General features: G+C 65.2%; 19 protein-coding genes. 8 read left to right on the forward strand and 11 right to left on the reverse strand.

What is annotated here, in order from left to right; genetic code table 11:
* Positions 1-20: 20 nt before the first annotated feature.
* Positions 21-2096, reverse strand: coding sequence for an ATP-dependent DNA helicase RecG (gene recG / locus DDZ17_RS15335; RefSeq protein ID WP_116368239.1), 2076 nt, complete (start codon positions 2094-2096; stop codon positions 21-23).
* A gap of 146 nt (positions 2097-2242) precedes the next feature.
* On the opposite strand from recG, the gene DDZ17_RS15340 reads away from it, so the two are divergent.
* On the forward strand, positions 2243-3115 hold the full coding sequence (locus DDZ17_RS15340) for an NAD(P)H-binding protein (protein WP_116367851.1): 873 nt from the start codon (positions 2243-2245) through the stop codon (positions 3113-3115).
* Positions 3116-3118: 3 nt separating this feature from the next.
* On the opposite strand, the gene DDZ17_RS15345 is transcribed toward DDZ17_RS15340, so the two are convergent.
* The 5 genes from DDZ17_RS15345 to DDZ17_RS15365 all read right to left on the reverse strand — a co-directional run bounded on the left by DDZ17_RS15345 (position 3119) and on the right by DDZ17_RS15365 (position 7782).
* A complete protein-coding gene (locus DDZ17_RS15345; RefSeq protein WP_116367852.1) occupies positions 3119-3502 on the reverse strand; it encodes a RidA family protein in 384 nt (127 codons plus the stop codon).
* A gap of 26 nt (positions 3503-3528) precedes the next feature.
* Entirely contained in the window at positions 3529-5655 is a 2127-nt protein-coding gene (gene spoT / locus DDZ17_RS15350) for a bifunctional GTP diphosphokinase/guanosine-3',5'-bis pyrophosphate 3'-pyrophosphohydrolase (RefSeq protein WP_116368240.1), read from the reverse strand.
* 39 nt (positions 5656-5694) lie between these two features.
* Positions 5695-5955, reverse strand: a complete 261-nt coding sequence (rpoZ, locus tag DDZ17_RS15355; protein WP_116367853.1) for a DNA-directed RNA polymerase subunit omega — start codon at positions 5953-5955, stop codon at positions 5695-5697.
* 203 nt (positions 5956-6158) lie between these two features.
* The gene (gmk, locus tag DDZ17_RS15360) at positions 6159-6776 is read right to left on the reverse strand and encodes a guanylate kinase (protein ID WP_116367854.1); all 618 of its coding nucleotides are present in this window, start codon (positions 6774-6776) and stop codon (positions 6159-6161) included.
* A gap of 136 nt (positions 6777-6912) precedes the next feature.
* Positions 6913-7782 (reverse strand): YicC/YloC family endoribonuclease, encoded by an 870-nt coding sequence (locus DDZ17_RS15365; RefSeq protein ID WP_116367855.1) that lies wholly within the window; start codon positions 7780-7782, stop codon positions 6913-6915.
* A gap of 135 nt (positions 7783-7917) precedes the next feature.
* Here DDZ17_RS15365 and rph point away from each other — a divergent pair, with 135 nt between their 5' ends.
* Positions 7918-8640, forward strand: a complete 723-nt coding sequence (gene rph, locus DDZ17_RS15370; protein ID WP_116368241.1) for a ribonuclease PH — start codon at positions 7918-7920, stop codon at positions 8638-8640.
* 16 nt (positions 8641-8656) lie between these two features.
* Here rph and DDZ17_RS15375 read toward each other — a convergent pair whose 3' ends face one another.
* Positions 8657-9430: an exodeoxyribonuclease III gene (locus DDZ17_RS15375; RefSeq protein WP_116367856.1), complete on the reverse strand. Its 774-nt coding sequence runs from the start codon at positions 9428-9430 to the stop codon at positions 8657-8659.
* A gap of 228 nt (positions 9431-9658) precedes the next feature.
* Between DDZ17_RS15375 and pyrE the strand changes: the two genes are divergently transcribed.
* Together pyrE and DDZ17_RS15385 are read left to right on the forward strand one after the other, a co-directional pair.
* Positions 9659-10306, forward strand: coding sequence for an orotate phosphoribosyltransferase (gene pyrE, locus DDZ17_RS15380; protein ID WP_116367857.1), 648 nt, complete (start codon positions 9659-9661; stop codon positions 10304-10306).
* Between the two features lie 74 nt (positions 10307-10380).
* On the forward strand, positions 10381-10977 hold the full coding sequence (locus DDZ17_RS15385; RefSeq protein ID WP_116367858.1) for a hypothetical protein: 597 nt from the start codon (positions 10381-10383) through the stop codon (positions 10975-10977).
* Here the strand turns inward: DDZ17_RS15385 and slmA are convergent, their stop codons facing one another.
* From slmA to coaBC, 4 genes are all read right to left on the reverse strand, one after another.
* A complete protein-coding gene (gene slmA / locus DDZ17_RS15390) occupies positions 10978-11619 on the reverse strand; it encodes a nucleoid occlusion factor SlmA (RefSeq protein ID WP_116367859.1) in 642 nt (213 codons plus the stop codon). It abuts the gene before it with no gap.
* Between the two features lie 106 nt (positions 11620-11725).
* Positions 11726-12628 (reverse strand): acetylglutamate kinase, encoded by a 903-nt coding sequence (argB, locus tag DDZ17_RS15395; protein WP_116367860.1) that lies wholly within the window; start codon positions 12626-12628, stop codon positions 11726-11728.
* Between the two features lie 36 nt (positions 12629-12664).
* The gene (locus DDZ17_RS15400; RefSeq protein ID WP_116367861.1) at positions 12665-15124 is read right to left on the reverse strand and encodes a phosphomannomutase/phosphoglucomutase; all 2460 of its coding nucleotides are present in this window, start codon (positions 15122-15124) and stop codon (positions 12665-12667) included.
* A gap of 43 nt (positions 15125-15167) precedes the next feature.
* Positions 15168-16370, reverse strand: a complete 1203-nt coding sequence (gene coaBC / locus DDZ17_RS15405; protein WP_116367862.1) for a bifunctional phosphopantothenoylcysteine decarboxylase/phosphopantothenate--cysteine ligase CoaBC — start codon at positions 16368-16370, stop codon at positions 15168-15170.
* Between the two features lie 132 nt (positions 16371-16502).
* Between coaBC and radC the strand changes: the two genes are divergently transcribed.
* The 4 genes from radC (at position 16503) to mutM (ending at position 18744) form a co-directional block, all read left to right on the forward strand.
* On the forward strand, positions 16503-17177 hold the full coding sequence (radC, locus tag DDZ17_RS15410; protein WP_116367863.1) for a RadC family protein: 675 nt from the start codon (positions 16503-16505) through the stop codon (positions 17175-17177).
* Positions 17178-17410: 233 nt separating this feature from the next.
* Complete coding sequence (gene rpmB / locus DDZ17_RS15415; RefSeq protein WP_116368242.1) at positions 17411-17647, forward strand: 50S ribosomal protein L28; 237 nt, start codon at positions 17411-17413, stop codon at positions 17645-17647.
* 28 nt (positions 17648-17675) lie between these two features.
* Positions 17676-17831 (forward strand): 50S ribosomal protein L33, encoded by a 156-nt coding sequence (rpmG, locus tag DDZ17_RS15420; RefSeq protein WP_116367864.1) that lies wholly within the window; start codon positions 17676-17678, stop codon positions 17829-17831.
* 97 nt (positions 17832-17928) lie between these two features.
* Positions 17929-18744, forward strand: a complete 816-nt coding sequence (mutM, locus tag DDZ17_RS15425) for a bifunctional DNA-formamidopyrimidine glycosylase/DNA-(apurinic or apyrimidinic site) lyase (RefSeq protein ID WP_116367865.1) — start codon at positions 17929-17931, stop codon at positions 18742-18744.
* The last annotated feature ends 21 nt before the right edge of the window (positions 18745-18765 follow it).

Below are 18765 nucleotides of genomic sequence, written 5' to 3' on the forward strand. Positions count from 1 at the left end.
GGGTTTTTTCCGCCAACCGCCTACACGCTGGCGAAGCGCTGCTTTTCGCCGGTCCAGCGGCGGATGAGTTCGGCCTCCACCGGTTTGTCCTGCGCCAGGGCCTCGCCTACCGCGCGGGCCTCTTCCAGCAGGTCCTCGTGTACACTGAGGTCGGCAATACGAAAGTGCATGTCGCCGGTCTGGCGGGTGCCCAACACTTCGCCGGGGCCACGCAGAGCCAGGTCTTTCTCGGCAATGTAAAAACCGTCGTTACTCTCGCGCATGGCGGCCAGGCGCTCCTTGCCGTGCTGTGACAGCGGGCTCTGGTACAGCAAAACACAGTGGCTGGCGGCCCGGCCCCGACCCACCCGGCCGCGCAGCTGGTGCAGCTGGGCAAGGCCCAGGCGCTCGGGGTTCTCGATCACCATCAGGCTGGCGTTGGGCACATCCACCCCTACTTCAATCACTGTGGTGGCCACCAGCAGGTGCAGCTCGCCGGCCTTGAAGGCGGCCATCACCGCCTCTTTTTCGGCGGCCTTGAGGCGGCCGTGAATCAGCCCCACACGCAAATCCGGCAGGGCTTCGGCCAGTTCCTGGGCGGTGGATTCCGCGGCCTGGGCCTGCAACACATCGCTCTCTTCCACCAGGGTGCACACCCAGTAGGCCTGGCGGCCCTCGGCGCAGGCCACGGCGACACGCTCCACCACCTGCTCGCGCCGCGCGGCATCGATCAGCACCGTGGTCACCGGCTGGCGGCCCGGCGGCAGCTCGTCTATCACCGAGCAGTCCAGGTCGGCATAGGCCACCATGGACAGGGTGCGGGGGATGGGGGTGGCGGTCATCACCAGCTGGTGGGGCCGGCCGCTGCGACCGCTGGCCTTCTCGGTGAGGGCCAGGCGCTGGTGCACGCCAAAGCGGTGTTGTTCATCCACAATCACCAGCCCCAGGCGGTGGAAGGTGACATCCGCCTGGAACAGGGCGTGGGTGCCCACCAGCAGTTGCAATTCACCACTGGCCAGGGCGGCGAGAGCCTCCCGGCGCGCCCTGGCGCGGGTCTTGCCGGTTAGCAGCACCGGCACAATGCCGAGTTCGCCCAGCCAGCCGGTAAAGTTCTGCCGGTGCTGCTCGGCCAGAATTTCGGTGGGCGCCATGATGGCCACCTGGTAACCATTGCTGATGGCCTGCAGGGCGGCACAGGCCGCCACCAGCGTCTTGCCGGAGCCGACATCCCCCTGCAGCAGGCGCAGCATGGGCTGATGGCGGGCGAGGTCCGCGCCAATCTCGGCAATCACCCGCTGCTGGGCGCCGGTGGGGGTAAAGGGCAGGGCCTGCAACAGCCGCTGCTGGGCGCCCGCCTGTGGTGGCAGGGCGGGTGACTGCACGCTCAGTTGCTGCTCCCTAAGGCGCAGCAGTGCCAGGTGGTGGGCCACCAGTTCCTCCAGCGCCAGGCGCAACTGGGCCGGGTGCCTGCCGGCCTGCAACTGGCCCAGCGGCGCATCCGGCGGTGGGTTGTGCAGGTAGTGCAGGGCCTCCACCAGGCCAAAGCCGTGGGCGTGCTCGGGCGGCAGCAGGTCGCGGGGTGCCGCCTGTTGCAACAGGGCCAGGGCCTGGGCGCACAACTTGCGCCACTGGCCCTGGCTGATGCCGGTGGTAGTGGGGTAGATCGGGGTAAGGCGCTCTTCGTTAACCGCCTCGCCGTCCTCCAACTGGCGGTATTCCGGGTGGTACATCTCCAGGCCGCTGCTGCCGCGGCGCACATTGCCATAGCAGCGCAGACGGCTGCCGGTGCGCAGGTTGTTCTTCTGCGCGGCGCTGAAATGAAAGAAGCGCAGAGTGAGCGTGCCGCTACCGTCCTGCACCCGGGCCACCAGGCTGCGACGGCGGCCAAACACGATATCGGCGGCGCGCACCTCGGCCTCGATGACGGCATCCAGGTTGGCCTGCAGGGCGGCAATGGGAGTGACCCGGGTGCGATCCTGATAGCGCAGGGGCAGGTGGAACAGCAGGTCCTCCACTCGGTGCACGCCGTAGTCGGTGAGTTTGCCGGCGAGCTTGGGGCCAACGCCGCGCAGGCTCTGCAGCGGCTGGGTGAGCACCCCGCTTACCACAGCCGGCACCGGGGTGGCGCCGACGCAGCGGCCAGGCAAGATACAGCGGCCAGAAAAGGTACAGAGGGCAGACAGGGCAGGGCGGCCTTGCGGGGTATGGTGGTGGGCGTCATGATCCCGGGCTGTTGGTTCGGTGAGAAAGGAGTGTACCCACAGTGAGCCCCGACAGTGAACGTTCAATTCGCACCAGGAGCCTGGTGGTGGTCGGTTGCGGTGATATCGGGGTGCGCCTGGCAGCGGCCCTGCCGGATTGGCAGGTGACGGGCCTGCGCCGCGGGCCCCAGGCCCTGCCGGCGGCCCTGCGTGGCCCGGCGGTGGACTATACGCGCCCCGATAGCCTGGGCTGCCTGGCAGCGCTGGCGCCGGATTACATCGTTACTACCTTCAAACCCTGCGGCGCGGGCGAGGCGGGTTACATTGCCGGGTTTAGCGATGCCACGCGGAATGTGATACAGGGGCTTGGCAAGCACCGCCCCCGCGCGGTGCTTATGGTGAGCAGCACCCGGGTGTATGCCGAACAGCAGGGCGGTTGGGTGGATGAGTCCTCGCCGCTCAGTGAAGATGACCCACTGGCCAGGGCCATCATCAGCGCCGAGCAGCAATTGCTGCACAGCGGCCTCGATGCCACGGTGGTGCGCTGTGCCGGCATTTATGGCGACCCCCAGGGCCGTCTGCTGTCACGGGTGGCGCGGGGCGAGCGCTGCGCCGCCGAGCCCACCCGCTACGGCAACCGCATTCACCGCGATGATGTGGCGGGCTTTCTCGCCCACCTGCTATTGCAGGCCGAGGGGAATGACAAATTGCAGCCGTTGTACCTGGCCTGTGACGACGACCCGGCCCCCCAGGCCGACGTGGAGCGATGGCTGGCCGGGCAGCTGGGCCAGCGGCCGGCGAGCGGCAGCGCCCACAGGGCGCCGCCTTCCAGCCACAAGCGCTGCAGCAATCGCGCCCTGCGCGAGAGCGGCTACGCGCTGCAATACCCGGATTATCGCAGTGGCTACGCTGCCGTTTTGGCCGAGCGCAGCTGAGCGTTATACGGCGAGAATCGCTTCCACTTCGATGGCGACACCCTTGGGCAGGCCGGCCACCTGGACACAGGCGCGGGCCGGGTAGGGCTCCTGCAGGTATTCGGCCATAACGGCGTTCACGGCGGCAAAGTCGTTCATGTCGGTGAGGGAAATGTTCAGTTTGACGGCGTGATTGAGGCTGCCGCCGGCGGCCTCGGCCACTGCCGCTAGGTTTTTGAACACCTGGTGGGCCTGGGCCTCCACGCCGCCTGCCACTACTTCCATGGTCTCCGGCACCAGTGCGATCTGCCCCGACAGCCACACCGTGTTGCCGACCTTCACGGCCTGGGAGTAAGGGCCGATGGCGGCCGGTGCATCGGGTGTGGAAATAATGGCGCGATTGGTCACGGTAAAGGCTCCTGCGCTGGGGGTGGTTAGTTTTTGATGCGGGTGACGCGACGCACGGAGCTGTGATTGCGCAGCCGCTTCATGATATCGGCCAGGTGCACCCGGTTGTTCACCAGCAGCTCCAGGTCGACAAAGGTGAACTGGTAGTCCTTGTCCTCGGTGGCAATGCGCTCGATGTTCACGCCCATGCTGTTGATGCGGGTCGCGAGTACGGCAATCATGCCGCGGCGGTTTTCCACCTCGATGCGCAGGTGGGTCAGGTATTCGCCCTCCACCTCGTCGGCCCAGCGCAGCGCCACCAGGCGCTCGCGGTTCTCGCGCATCTCCGCCAGATTCTTGCAGCTTTCCCGGTGTACCACCACGCCCTTTTCGGAGCTGAGGTAGCCCTCGATGGGGTCGCCCGGAATCGGGTGGCAGCACTTGGCGTAGCTGACCATGAAGCCCTCGGTGCCGCGAATGGCCAGCGACTGGTCGTGCTCGGCGTGGGCCGGGTCCAGGGAAGCGTGGGCGGTGTCGGTTTCGCCAAGCAGTTGTTGGGCGGTGATCGGCGGCAGGCGATTGCCGCGCGCAATATCGTCCAGCAAATCGTTCAGCTCGCCATAGTGGTGCCGGCCAAGGTAGTCGCCCAGGCGCTCTTCACCGAGCTGTTCAAGGCTCGAACCAAAGCTGGTCAGGGCCTTTTCCAGCAGGCGTCGGCCGAGGGCGATGGAGTCGTCCCGGGTCTGGTGCTTGAGGAAGTGGCGGATATTGGTGCGCGCCTTGGCGGTCACCGCGTAGTTGAACCAGCTGGGGTTGGGGCGGGCGCCGGGCGCGGTGAGAATCTCCACCGTTTGCCCGCTCTGCAGCGGCTCCGACAACGGCGCCAGGCGGCGGTTGATGCGGCAGGCCACGCAGCTGTTGCCCACATCGGTATGCACCGCGTAGGCGAAATCCACGGCGGTGGCGCCTCGGGGCAGCTCCAGAATGCCGCCCTTGGGGGTGAACACGTAAATCTCGTCGGGGAACAGGTCAATCTTAACGCTTTCAATAAACTCCAGCGAATTGCCCGCCCGTTGCTGCATTTCCAGCAGCCCCTGCACCCACTCCCGGGCGCGGGCGTGGCTGGCGTTGGCGCTCTGGCCTTCGCTCTTGTACAGCCAGTGGGCGGCAATGCCGTTGTTGGCCATTTCTTCCATTTCCAGGGTGCGAATCTGGATTTCGATCGGCACCCCGTGCATGCCCATCAGCACCGTGTGCAGGCTCTGGTAGCCGTTGGCCTTGGGAATGGCAATGTAGTCCTTGAACTCGCCCGGCACCGGCTTGTACAGGCTGTGCACGCAGCCCAGCACCCGGTAGCAGGTGTCCACCGAGTCGACGATGATGCGAAAGGCGTAGATGTCCATGATTTCCGAAAAGGACTTCTTCTTCGACTTCATCTTCTTGTAGATGGAGTAGAGGTGCTTCTCGCGGCCGATCACCTCGCAGTCGTGGCCCTCTTGCACAAGGGCCGCCTCGATCTGGTGGCGAATCTTGTCCACCAGTTCCTTGCGGTGGCCGCGGGAAGCGCGGCGGGCGGCCTCGATGCGGCTGGCGCGCATGGGATGCAGGGCGCGAAAGCCCAGGTCCTCGAATTCCATGCGCACGGTGTTCATGCCCAGGCGCATGGCGATGGGGGCGTAGATTTCCAGGGTTTCGCGGGCGATGCGCCGGGCCTTGTCGCGGCGCAGCACGCCAAGGGTGCGCATGTTGTGCAGGCGATCAGCCAGCTTCACCAGAATCACGCGGATGTCCCGGGCCATGGCCAGGGCCATTTTCTGGAAGTTTTCCGCCTGCTTTTCGGCCAGGGAGTCAAACTCCATCTGGGTCAGCTTGCTGACCCCGTCCACCAGCTCCGCCACGGTGGCGCCGAACTGGCTGCCAATGGCGGATTTGTCGATACCAGTATCTTCAATCACATCGTGCAGCATGGCGGCCATCAGGCTCTGGTGGTCCATGTGCATGTCGGCGAGTATCCCGGCTACGGCCAGGGGGTGGGTTACGTAGGGTTCGCCGCTGCGGCGCAGCTGCCCGTGGTGGGCCTGCTCGGCGAAATAGTAGGCGCGGCGTACCTGCTGGGTCTGTTCCGGATTCAGGTAGCTGCGAAGGGTGGAGTCCAGGGCGTCAATGGTGTGCATAATGAAATACGCGTTGGCTACCAAAGACGCCCTCCCGCATTACAGCGACTCGCTGGCCTCCATGACCTCGGCCAGTTCATCTTCCGCGTCCAGCTCGTCTTCGCGGCTCAGAATGTCGGGGCTGACCAGGCCTTCGGCGATTTCGCGCAGGGCGATAACGGTGGGCTTGTCGGATTCTTCCTCGACCAGGGGGTCTTTGCCGCCGGTGGCGATCTGGCGGGCGCGCTTGCTGGCGACCATTACCAGTTCAAAGCGGTTCGCGACATTTTCCAGGCAATCTTCAACAGTTACACGTGCCATGCGTTCAGGTTTCCATGCAGTTCAGGGCCGCCCGCAGCGATGCGACGGGTCGACGGTTTGTAAACCGGGTTCATTGAGTGGAGCCTGGGCAGGGCCGCGAGGCTCGTGGGCCGGGCAGCCATGGCCACGCCGGAGGACCGGCAATTATAGCGCGGCCCCCGGGGGCCGCGTCCAGCCCGGGGCGCCGTGAATAATGCCGCCGCTCAGCGCAGGAGGTTGTCCAGCATGGCCGTCAACCGCCCGGCCTGGCGCGGGGTGCGCAGGCGCTGGCTGGTGATAATGGCCTGCAGCTCGCCGAGGGCGGTGTCGAAGTCCTGGTTGACCACCAGAAAGTCGGACTCGATATAGTGGGACATCTCCTGCACCGCTTCGGCCATGCGCGATTCGATGATGCTGCGCTCGTCCTGGCCGCGTTGGGTCAGGCGCTGCTCCAGGGTCTCCCGCGACGGGGGCAGGATGAATACCGCGCAGGTCTGGGGCAGCAGGCGCTTCACCTGGGCCGCGCCCTGCCAGTCGATTTCAAGGATGACATCGATGCCTCCGGCCAGCTGTTGCTCCACCCAGGGCTGGGAGGTGCCATAGAAGTTGCCGAACACGCGCGCGTGCTCAAGAAAGGCAGCCTCGCCCAGCATGGCGCTGAAGTCCGCTTCGCTGACAAAGTGGTAGTTGACGCCGTCCACCTCGCCCGGGCGAATGGGCCGGGTGGTGTGGGACACCGACACCTGCAGGTTTTCGCAGCGCTCCACCAGTGCCTTGACCAGGCTGGTTTTGCCGGCCCCGCTGGGGGCGGAAACGGTATAGAGAGTGCCGGGTGCGGTCATAGGGCCGGAGTGTCCTGCGTGGTCTGGGTGAAAGGAAGGGGCAATTGTACCCTTATTGTTGCGCCCCGGGGCAGCGGCGGCGGGCAGTGCGCAGCCGGGCAGTCAGCGTGGTGCTGTTGAGGCCGCGCAACAAGCGCTATTCAATATTCTGGATCTGCTCGCGCATCTGCTCAATCAGCACTTTGAGCTCCACGGCGCTGGCGGTGGTGCTGCTGGCGGTGGATTTGGAGGACAGGGTGTTGGCCTCCCGGTTGAACTCCTGCATCAGGAAGTCCAGCCGCCGGCCGCAGGGGCCGCCCTTCTTCAGGGTGCGGCGCACTTCCTGGATGTGAGTGTCGAGGCGGTCAAGCTCCTCGTCCACATCGGCCTTCTGGGCCATGTAGACCAGCTCCTGTTCCAGGCGGCCGGGGTCCACGTCCAGGTCCAGGTCTTCGATGCGGGAGATGACCCGCTCCCGCTGCTGCTTGAGCAGGGCAGGCAGGCGCTCGCGGGTGTTGGCCACCTCTGCCTGCACCAGATCCAGCCGCTCCAGAATCAGGGCGGCGAGCTTTTCACCTTCCCGGGCGCGGTTGTCTTTGAGGGTGGCAAGCGCCTTGCCGAACAGGCTGGCGGCGGCGCTCAGCAGTGCGTCCTGGCTGTCCGCGCGGCTGGCGCAAACCCCGGGAAACTGCAGCACCTGCAACGGATCCAGGGCCTGGCTGGCGGGGGCGCGCCCGGCCACCAGCTCGGCGGCCTTCAGCACCTCGTCGAGCCGGGCCTCGTCAATCACCAGCGGCCCGGCGGCGGCATCACCCAGCTGCTGCAGGCGCAGCAGACAGTCCAGTTTGCCGCGCGACAAACCCTTCGCCGCCTGTTCACGAAAGCTGCCCTCCAGCTCGCGCAGGGCGTCGGGAATCTTGAAGTGGCAGTCCAGATAGCGGTGGTTCACGCTGCGCAGTTCCAGGGTCAGGGTGCCCTGCTCGGTGGCAAGGCTTTCCCTGGCGAAGGCGGTCATGCTGTGGATCATGGCAAGGCGGGTTCACTGGTCAACGCGGCTTTCGAGTGTAGCAGCTTGCCCGCCGGGCTCACAGGCCAGGCCCGTGCCCTGCATCGCTCTGGCCGCTGCCGTATACTGTCGCGCCAGTACAGACAGGAGATTGCCATGCAACGCCCCAGCGGCCGCGCGCCCAACCAGCTGCGCGACATCACCATCACTCGCAACTTTACCTGCCACGCGGAGGGCTCTGTGCTGGTCAGTTTCGGCAACACCCGGGTGATCTGCACCGCTTCGGTGGAAGAGGGCGTGCCGCGCTTTTTACGCGGCAGTGGCAGCGGTTGGGTTACCGCCGAATACGGCATGCTGCCGCGTTCCACCGGCACCCGCATGGGGCGCGAGGCGGCCCGCGGCAAGCAGGGCGGGCGTACGGTGGAAATCCAGCGCCTGATTGGCCGCTCCCTGCGGGCGGCGGTGGATCTGAAAAAACTGGGTGAACACACCATTACCATCGATTGCGATGTCATCCAGGCCGATGGTGGCACCCGCACCGCCTCCATCACCGGCGCCTGTGTGGCCCTGGTGGATGCGCTCAACTATCTGCAGCGTAAGAAGCTGATTGTTACCGACCCCCTCAAGCAGATGATTGCCTCGGTGTCGGTGGGTGTCTACAAGGGTGTGCCGGTGCTGGATCTGGATTATCCGGAAGATTCGGCGGCCGATACCGACATGAATGTCATCATGGGCGAGGACGGCGGCTTCATCGAGGTGCAGGGCACTGCCGAGGGCGCGCCCTTTGCCCGCGACGAGTTGAACGCCATGCTGGATCTGGCGGCGGAGGGTATCTCGCAGTTGGTTGCCGCCCAGCGGGCGGCACTGGCGCAGGGCTAAGTCAGGCGTCAGTGGGTCAGGCGCCAGTAGGCTCGATGTCGTAGTCCATGATGACCGGTGCGTGGTTGGAAAACTCCCGCGCCTTGTACAGGGCGCCGTAGTCAACACTGTACTTCAGGCCCTTGGACACGATCTGGAAGTCGGTGCGCATGCCGTTGTTGTCGCGGTCACCATCGGGCCACCAGCTGAATTCGTCGCGATCGGAGTTGATCTCCCGGAAGGCGTCCACGTAGCCCGCCTCGATCAGCTCGTCCATCCACTGGCGCTCCTCGGCGAGAAAGCCGGGGTGGTTGGCGTTGCGCTCGGTGTCCTGCACATCGGCGGCGGTGTGGGCGATATGCCAGTTACCGCAGATGATGAACTCGCGCCGCTTGTTGCGGATTTTCAGCAGGTGGTTTTGCAGCAGGCTGAAGAATTCGGTTTTGCGCGCCAGCTGGTCGGCATTGCCCGGCTCCGCCTGGGGCGCCAGCAGGCAGCCCACGCTCAGATTCTCGAAGTCCGCCTGAATGTAGCGGCCTTCCATGTCGAAATCGGAAAAGCCGAGGCCGGTCATGATGGCCTTGGGCAACTGGCGGGTGTAGATGGCCACACCGTTGGCCTTGCCGCCAACGTCGTCGAAAAAGTAGGCATTGTACTCAGGGGGGAAGTACAGATTGTCCTGCAGGTCGTATTCGCTGCACTGCAAATCCTGAATGCAGATGAACTCCGCATCCTGCTCTTTCAGCCAGTCGTAAAACCCCCGATCGGCAGCGTTCTTGATGCCATCGGCGCTGAAACTGATAATCCTCATTCATGGCCCCTTGTTGAGAGAGCGTGTATGATACCTGAGCCTGTCAGTTCAGAATACTCTGCGGGCGCATTCATATCCCCGCCCCGGGGCCGAGCGCGGCCGCAAGTGGCGTGAACGACAGGGTAAGCCCGCTTTCTGCCGGGCACTTTTATTATTCAAAGTCTGTCTCTCTTATACACAAATCCACGCCGACTGGGAACCGTCCGGTCGATACAGGAAGCGCCTTCCATGCAGCCTTACCAGATCGAGTTTATAGAGTTGGCCCGCCAGTACGATGTGCTGAAGTTCGGCGAATTTACCCTCAAGTCTGGCCGCACCAGCCCCTACTTTTTCAATGCGGGTGCATTTGACAGCGGCCGCGCGCTGGCGGCGCTGGGGCGCTGTTACGCCCAGCGCATTGTCGATTCGGGCCTGGCGTTTGATGTGCTGCTGGGGCCGGCCTACAAGGGCATTCCCCTGGCCGCGGCTACGGCGGTGGCATTGGCGGACCAGCACGGTCGCGATGTGCCCTTTGCCTACAACCGCAAAGAAGCCAAAACCCATGGCGAGGGCGGGGTGCTGGTCGGTGCGCCGCTCGAAGGCCGGGTGCTGGTTATCGACGATGTCATTACCGCCGGCACCGCCGTGCGCGAGGTCATTGCGATGATCGAGTCCGCTGGCGCGTCCCTGGCGGGCGTTGCCATCGGCCTCAACCGCCAGGAGCGCGGTGCCGGGGATCTGTCCGCCATCCAGGAAATCGAGCAGGCCCACGGCGTGGCGGTGCTCAGCATTATCGATATGGCCCACATCATTGAATACCTGGAGCGTGAAGGGGCAGAGGCCGGCGATGCCCTGGCCGGCATGCGCGCCTACCGGGAGCGCTACGGGGTCGCCTGAACAACGGGCTTGAGCGCAAACCGGGGGAATTCTATAGTGCAGGGATGAAAATAAACCCCCGCACAGTTCTCTTGATGGCTGTTCTCGCCGTGCCGGCCGGCGCTGGCGAGCAGCTTTATCGTTATACCAACGCCGAAGGCAACGTGGTGATTGACGACAAGGTGCCCAGCGAATTCGTCAGCCAGGGCTACGAGGTGCTGAGCGCCAAGGGCAAGGTGCTGGAGGTTGTCCCTCCCCGGCGCACCGACGAGGAGGCCCGCCAGGTGGCGGAAGCCGAGGCAGCCGCCCTGGCCGCGAAGGAGTACGACCGCAACCTGCTGCTGCGCTACAGCTCGGTGGAGGATATCGAAGCGGCCCGCGAGCGCGCGCTGGACGAGCTGAGAATTCGCATCCGCATCCTGGAGAGCAACCGGGTGACGCTCAACCAGAGTCTGGCCAGCTACCAGGCCGAGGCGGCCGACGCCGAGCGCCGCGGCGAGGAGGCCGACGCCAAGCTGCTGAAGGAAATCAGCAACCTGCAGGCAGAGCTCAACGGCAACGAGCAGCGCATTGGCAAACGCCGGGTTGAGCTTGACGAGGTGGCCGCCAGCTACGACCGCGATATCACCCGGTTCGAGGAAATTCTGGATCTGGTGAAGCTGCGCCAGCAGCGCGAGCGCGGCGAACTCTGATCAGCCCTGGCTGGCGAAACTGCCCGCCGATTCCCCCATGGCCCGCGTGATGGTTTCGCGGAAGAAGCCGGCCATCAATACCTCCCACTGCTCGCTCCAGCCCTCGGTGGGGGCACGCCTGAAACCGCTGCGCACAAACTGGGAGATGCGCCCCTCGGCCGCCGCCATCAGCAGATTGGCGGCCTGGTTCAGCGGAATGGTCGGGCGCAGGCCCTCGCGCAGTTCCGCTTCGCGAATGACCTGCCGCAGTTGCGTTTCGTAGCGATCATACAGCTGCGCCACGCGCACATGCAGGCGCTCGGTTTCGCCGGCCAGGGCATCGCCGGTGAGAATGCGGGTGATGCCCGGGTTGCGTTCGGTGAAGGCCAGCAGCAGGCTGAGCATTTTTTCGCAGCGGCGCGCGGCGCCGGGCTCTTCGGAAAGAATCAGGTTGATGCGCGAGAACAGGGTATCCTCGATGAACTCGATCAGCCCTTCGAACATCTTTGATTTGCTGGGAAAGTGGCGGTACAACGCGGCCTCGGACACCCCGACCTGGCGCGCCAGCCCCGCTGTGGTAATCCGGTTTCCTGGGTTGGCCTCGAGCATTTGCGCCAGGGCTTCGAGAATCTGCTGCCGGCGTTGTGATTTTCTTGGGGACATTGCGCTCACAGATGGGTCGCCACGCAGTTATGCTAGCGACAAGCTCAGGCCCCTGCAATAAAAGCCGGACCCGCCGGCACTTTTATTTGGGTAACTGTGACCGCCGTCAGCCGCGGCGGTTGGATATCAGGGTGCCAATGCCGACATCGGTGAAAATTTCCAGCAGCACGGCGTGGGGCACACGGCCATCGATAATATGGGCGCTGGACACGCCGCCCTTCACCGCATCCAGGGCGCAGCCGACCTTGGGCAACATGCCGCCGCTGATGGTGCCATCGGCAATCAGCTCGTCGACGCGGCCGGTGGTGAGGCCGGTGAGAATCTTGCCCTCGCCGTCGAGCACGCCGGCAACGTTGGTCAACAGCATGAGTTTCTCTGCCTGCATGACCTGGGCGATCTTGCCTGCCACCAGATCGGCGTTGATGTTGTAGGTATTGCCTTCGGCATCCACGCCAATGGGGGCGATCACCGGAATGAAGTCGCTGCCGAGAATGACGTTCAATACGCCGATATCAATCCGGTCGACTTCCCCGACATGGCCGATATCAATAATTTCCGAGGCGCCCAGCTCCGGGCTGTAGCGGTTGACCTTTAACTTGCGCGCGCGGATCAGGCCACCGTCCTTGCCGGTGACGCCGATGGCCTTGCCACCGCTGCGGCTGATGGAGGAGACGATCTCCTTGTTCACGCTGCCGCCCAGCACCATTTCCACCACGTCCATGGTCTGGGCATCCGTCACCCGCATGCCGTTGACGAACTCGGTGTGAATGTTGAGCTTCTCAAGCAGCGCGCCGATTTGCGGGCCGCCGCCATGAACCACCACCGGGTTCATGCCCACCAGTTTCATCAACACCACGTCGCGGGCGAAACTTTCGTGCAGTTGGGGGTCGACCATGGCGTTGCCGCCAAACTTCACCACCACGGTGCGGCCGTTGAAATTCTGGATATAGGGCAGGGCCTCGGTCAGTACCCGGGCGATCTGGAGGGCGGACTCGCGATTCAGTGACATAGTGCTTCCTGTGTGGGCCAGTGTCGGGCCCGGTGGTTAAAAGGGTTGGAGGTCGGGCGCCACGCGTGCCAGCTGTTCCCGGAACGTTGCCATGATGTCGTCCAACTGCTCTTGGGTGTCGCCCTCGAAGCGGGCGGTCAGTGCCGCTTCGGTGTTGGAGGCGCGCAGCAATCCCCAGCCGGAGTGAAAATCCACCCGCAGGCCGTCGATGCGGGTGAGTTTGCCGGCGCCGAAGTCCGCCTGCTCCGCCAGGCGCTCGATCAGTGCAAACTTCTCGGATTCGGGCACCGGAATGCGCAGCTCCGGTGTGCTCACCGATCTCGGCAATTGCGCCAGCAGTTCGTCCAGGCTGCTGTCCTGGGTGGCGCACAACTCGGCAAGCCGGGCCGCTGCGTACAGGCCGTCGTCATGTCCGTACCAGCGTTCGCCAAAGAAAATATGGCCGCTGAACTCGCCGCCGAGCAGGGCACCGGTTTCGGCCATCTTCTGCTTCATGTAGGCGTGGCCGGTTTTCCACATCACGGCCCGCCCCCCGAGCTCGGTAATCACCCGCGCCAGGTGGCGGCTGCATTTTACATCGAATACCACGTCCGCGCCGGGGTTGCGGGCCACCACGTCCATGGCCAGCAGCATCAGCAATTCGTCGGCGCGCACAACCTGCCCGCTGCCGGTGACGGCGGCCACCCGGTCGCCATCGCCGTCAAAGGCCACGCCAAAACTGGCGCCCTTGTCCAGCACGGCCTGCACCAGGTCGGCCAGGTTGCGCTCGTCGCTGGTGTCGGGGGCATGGTTGGGAAAGTGGCCGTCCAGTTCGCAGTGCAGCGGCACCACTTCGCAGTTCAGTTCGCGGAACAGGGCGGGCGCCAGGTCGCCGGTGGCGCCATTGCCGGCATCCACCACCAGCTTGAGGGGCGCCGGTATCGCGATGTCGCCGGCAATGCGTTCCAGATAGTCGGCGCTGAGGTCCCGGTCCACCAGTTTGCCGCGCTGGGCGGCGGGCGCACTGCCCTGGCCGGCGGTAATGGCATCGCGCAGCTCGGCGATGCGCCCGGCGCCGATGGTCTGGCCGTCCAGCACGATCTTCATGCCGTTGTCGGTGGCCGGGTTGTGGCTGCCGGTGACCATGACGGCGGAGGGCACGTCCAGGTGATGGGTGGCGAAATACACCACCGGCGTGGGAACAATGCCGATGTCGATGACCGACAGGCCGCCCTCCAGCAGGCCGTTGATCAGCTCGCTGCGGATGCGGGGGCTGGACAGGCGGGCGTCGCTGGCCACGATCACCTGCGACTGTTCGCTGTCTTTCAGGCGGGCGGCCAGGGCGTTGGCGATGCGCCGCACCAGGGCGTTGGTCAGTTCGGTATCGGCGTTGCCGCGAATATCGTAGGCGCGAAAGATGTGGGCGGGGAAGGGCTCATCTTCCAGGTCGAGGTCCAGTTCCAGCTCACCGATGTCGTCGTCAATAAAATGGTTGTCCTGATAGAGCAGGCCGCGTTCGAGTTCGCGCTGCCGCGGGGGCGTCTCGCTCTGTGTGTCGCCGTTGTTGGCAACAGCGTCGGCAACAGCGGCTGCCGGCGCGGCCGGCCTGCGCATGCGGGTGCGCAGGGAGTGTCCATCGCGAGCCAGGCGGGCGGTCAGGGCCGCGCCCAGCAATCCGCCCAGCAGCGCCAGGGTGGCCACCAGCAGGTAGGGCAGGCGGCTGGTTTCAATCGCGCCCAGCAGGTGGCTGCCGGGGGTGAACACTACGCGCCAGGTGGTGCCGTCCACAGCCGCGGTGCCCGCCAGCCGGGTGGCATCCGCATCGGCCTCGCCGCTGCTGACAATACTGCGCAGGTGGTCGTTGCCCCGGTTGTCGGTGAATTGCTGCTGCACATCAAAACGGCCGCCCTGGTCGTCCGCCGGCAGGTACTGCAGCAGCGCACTGTTGGGGAAGGACAGCAGGGCCACGGCGGGAATGCCGGTGGTGCCGGGCAGTTGCACCAGCTGGGCGACGCTGGTCAGCCACAGCTCACCGGCGCTGTAGGATTCCAGCACCGGCATTTCGCTGCCGCTGGCGCGGCGCAGCAGGTCCACTTCAATGTGATTGCGCAGCCCCAGCGCGCTCAGGGAATAGTTGACGGATTGCAATTGCGGCAGCGGCAGCAGGCGCACGCTGCGGGACTGGGGAAAGCTCTGGCGCAGCTCGCCCTCCAGGGCTTCCAGGTCCGGGCCGGCGTCGGTGTGGCTGGGGGTAAGCGCGGCAACGGTGCCGGCCAGGCGGCGCTGGAACTGTCGCAGGGCCTGGCTCAGGCGCGAGGCGGCCTGTTCGGCCTCCAGCTGGCTCAGTTGTGTCGCCTGGCTGGCGATCTGGGCCGGCTGGTAGGTGCCAAGCAACCAGCCGAGGCCGGCCGCCAGCAGCAGTGCCGCGCACAGTGCGCCGATGAGTAGGGGGCGAGTGCCCGCGGGCCTGGCGGCCTGGCCCGGGTCTGAGGTGACCTGTTGTCTGCTGCGGAACATGCCCTTCCTTAGTTGAGCGCAGCCCGGTGCCGGGTAACGCGTGTCACGCCGGCTGGCCGGCGTGTGCCGCAATCAGCTGGATGATTTGTCGTGCCAGGGTTTGCTTGCCGGCACGCTCCAGGGCCTGTTCGCCCGCCGGCCAGAGCACGGTGACCTCATTCTCGTCGCTGGCAAATCCGACGCCTTCGGCGGCGACGTCATTGGCGATAATCATATCGAGATTCTTGCGGGCCAGCTTGTCGCGGGCATAGCTGAGTACGTCGCGGGTCTCCGCCGCGAACCCCACCGTGAAGGGGCGTGGTGAGCCGCTTGCGATCGTGGCCACGATATCGGGGTTGCGCACCAGCGCAAGCGAGCTGTGTTCGCCCCCTTTCTTTATCTTCTGCTCCTGGGCTTCCGCCGGGCGGTAATCGGCAACGGCGGCGCAGGCGATGAAAATATCGCAGCTGGCGCTACGCGCCTGGCAGGCGGCGAGCATGTCGCGGGCGCTGGTGACATCCACGCGCTCGACGTGATCGGGGGTGGCCAAGCTGACGGGGCCGGAGATCAGGGTGGTTTGCGCGCCGGCCTCCACGGCGGCCCGGGCCAGGGCATATCCCATCTTGCCGGAGCTGTGATTGCTGAGGTAGCGCACCGGGTCGAGGGCTTCGCGGGTGGGGCCGGCGGTGATCACAACCCGCTTGCCGGCCAGTGCGGTGGTGGTAAACAGGGCCGCGGCGTGTTCCGCAATCAGGTGCGGTTCTTCCATCCGCCCGGGGCCGATATCGCCGCAGGCCTGTTCGCCGGCGGCGGGGCCGACCAGGTAGGCGCCCCGCTGGCGCAGGGTATCCGCATTGGCGAGTGTGGCTGGGTCGCGCCACATCTGCTGGTTCATGGCCGGCGCCAGCATCAGCGGGGCGGGGGTGGCCAGGGCCAGGGTGGTGAGCAGGTCGTCGGCGCGGCCGCTGGCCAGGCGCGCCAGCAGGTCGGCGGTGGCCGGCGCAATCAGCAGCAGGTCGGCCCAGCGGGCCAGTTCGATATGGCCCATGCCGAGCTCGGCCTCGCTGTCCAGCAGCTCGGTGTGCACGGGGTTGCCGGACAGGGCCTGCAGGGTCAGCGGTGTGATGAATTCCTGCGCGCCTCGGGTCATCACAACGCGCACAGTGGCACCGAGCGTCTTCAGCTGTCGCACCAGTTCAGCAGACTTGTAGGCGGCGATGCCGCCGCTGATGCCAAGCACTACATTGCGATTAAAAAGATGTGCCATCCACCCTTCCGAACTGGGACACTGGGCCCGGGAATCGGCAAGATACCACCCCGCTTCGCGGCTTGTCACCGCCGCAGCCAGAGGCGGTGCATTCTCTGCGTTATTGCGATGCCGGCGCGGCAAGGAGGCCCGATGGCAATCAGCGACTGGGGGGCGGGCGAGGGCCCGCGCGACAAACTTCTGCAACGCGGGCCGCAGTCCGTCAGCGATGCCGAACTGCTGGCCGTGCTGTTGCGAACCGGGCGCAAGGGGCACAGCGCACTCGACCTGGCGCGGGACCTGCTCGGCCGTTTTGGCGGCATTCGCGGTGTGCTGACGGCGCAGGGTGAGCAACTGCTGGATTGCCCGGGCATGGGCGAGAGCAAGCTCGCCCAGCTGCAGGCCGCCCAGGAGCTGGCGCGGCGCCAGGTGCAGGAGGGGCTCACTGAGGGCAACCTGATGGGCAACCCCCAGCAGACCCGCCTGTTTCTGAGCCACCACCTGGGCGGCCGCGAGCGGGAGGTGTTTACCTGTCTGTTTCTCGACAACCAGCATCGGTTGCTGCGCTGTGAGGATCTGTTCTACGGCACACTGGACGGCGCCGCCGTCTACCCGCGGGAGGTGGCGGTGCGCGCGCTGCAGTACCGGGCGGCGGCGGTCATCCTGGCACACAACCACCCCTCTGGTGTGGCGGAGCCCAGTTCGGCGGACCGGCGCATTACCCAGCGGTTGCAGGATGCGCTGGGCCTGCTGGACATTCGCGTGCTCGACCACATCATCGTCGGTCGGGGCCAGAGTTGCTCCTTTGCCGAGCGGGGCCTGTTGTAAGGGACTGGCGCAGCCTGTAACGCGCCACCTGTCTCTATCGTGCTGCCTATATATAGCAGCAAGACCGACGCGCCAGGCGCGCGCCGGATGCCTGTTCAATCTTTCGGCATTTTCCTTGCCTGGGGCGGGGTGTTCTGGTATAAAGTCGCGCTTCGCGCGGCTGGGGTCTCCATTTTGACCCGGAAAGCCACACCAGTTTCTGATAATTCCCGGGTTTTGTGGGAGAGGCAATCATGGCAAGAGTCTGTCAGGTCACCGGCAAGCGTCCGGTCACCGGTAACAACGTATCACACGCAAAAAACCGCACACGTCGTCGTTTTTTGCCCAATTTGCACCAGCACCGTTTCTGGGTTGAGTCCGAGAAGCGCTTTGTCACCCTGCGGGTTTCCAGCAAGGGCATGCGCATCATCGACAAAAAGGGTATCGAGACTGTTCTCAGCGATATCCGCGCCCGTGGTGAAAAGGTCTAATCGGCTTTTAAGCTAAGGGAGATTTCCGATGAGAGAAAAGATCCGTATGATTTCGTCAGCCGGTACCGGTCACTTCTATACCACTGACAAAAACAAGCGCACCACCCCAGACAAACTGGAAATGAAGAAGTACGACCCGGTTGCGCGCAAGCACGTCATGTATAAAGAAGGCAAAATCAAGTAAGGTTTGCCTTCCGCTGCCCGCCGCTGGCGGGTGTGACGACCCCGAAAACCCCGGCCTTTGCCGGGGTTTTTCGTTTCTGGATTGCACGGGAGGGCAGGTGCCAGAGTTACCTGAAGTCGAAACCACCCGCCGCGGCGTGGCGCCGCATACCGAGGGCCGGTGCGTGCGCGCCGTGGTGGTGCGAGAGCCGCGCCTGCGCTGGCCGGTGCCGGCGGATCTCGGCGAGCGCCTCGCTGGCCAGCGCATCGAGCGGATAGAGCGCCGCGCCAAATACCTGCTGTTCCATACCGCGGTTGGCAGCCTGCTGGTGCACCTTGGCATGTCTGGTTCCCTGCGGGTATTGCCGGGTGTGGCGCCCGCGCCGGGCCGCCATGACCACGTGGATGTAGTGCTGGACGGCGGTGGTGTGCTGCGCTTCAACGACCCGCGCCGCTTTGGCTGCTTTTTGTGGGTGGAGCCAGGGGAGGTTCACCCGCTGTTGTCGCGCCTTGGCCCCGAGCCCCTGTCGGAGGCCTTTAACGGGGAGTTGCTGCTGCGGCGATCCCGCGGCCGCAGGGGGCCGGTAAAAGCCTTCATCATGGACGGCCAAGTGGTGGTGGGCGTTGGTAATATTTACGCCAACGAGGCCCTCTACCTTTCCGGCATCCGCCCCGATCGCGCGGCGGGGCGCATCTCGGCCAGCCGCTACGAGCTGCTGGCGGACAACATTAAGCAAGTGCTTACTTCGGCGATAGCCCAGGGTGGCACGACCCTCCGGGATTTTGTTGGCGGCGATGGCAAGCCCGGCTACTTTGCCCAGCAGCTTTTTGTCTACGGCCGCGGCGGGCTGCCGTGCAAGGGTTGTGGGGGCCAGCTGCGAGAACAGCGCCTGGGCCAGCGCAGCACGGTCTACTGCGTGACCTGTCAGCGCTGATCGGGCTACACTGGTCGGCCT

This window comes from Parahaliea mediterranea, assembly GCF_003402235.1.
Taxonomy (GTDB): Bacteria; Pseudomonadota; Gammaproteobacteria; order Pseudomonadales; family Halieaceae; genus Parahaliea; species Parahaliea mediterranea.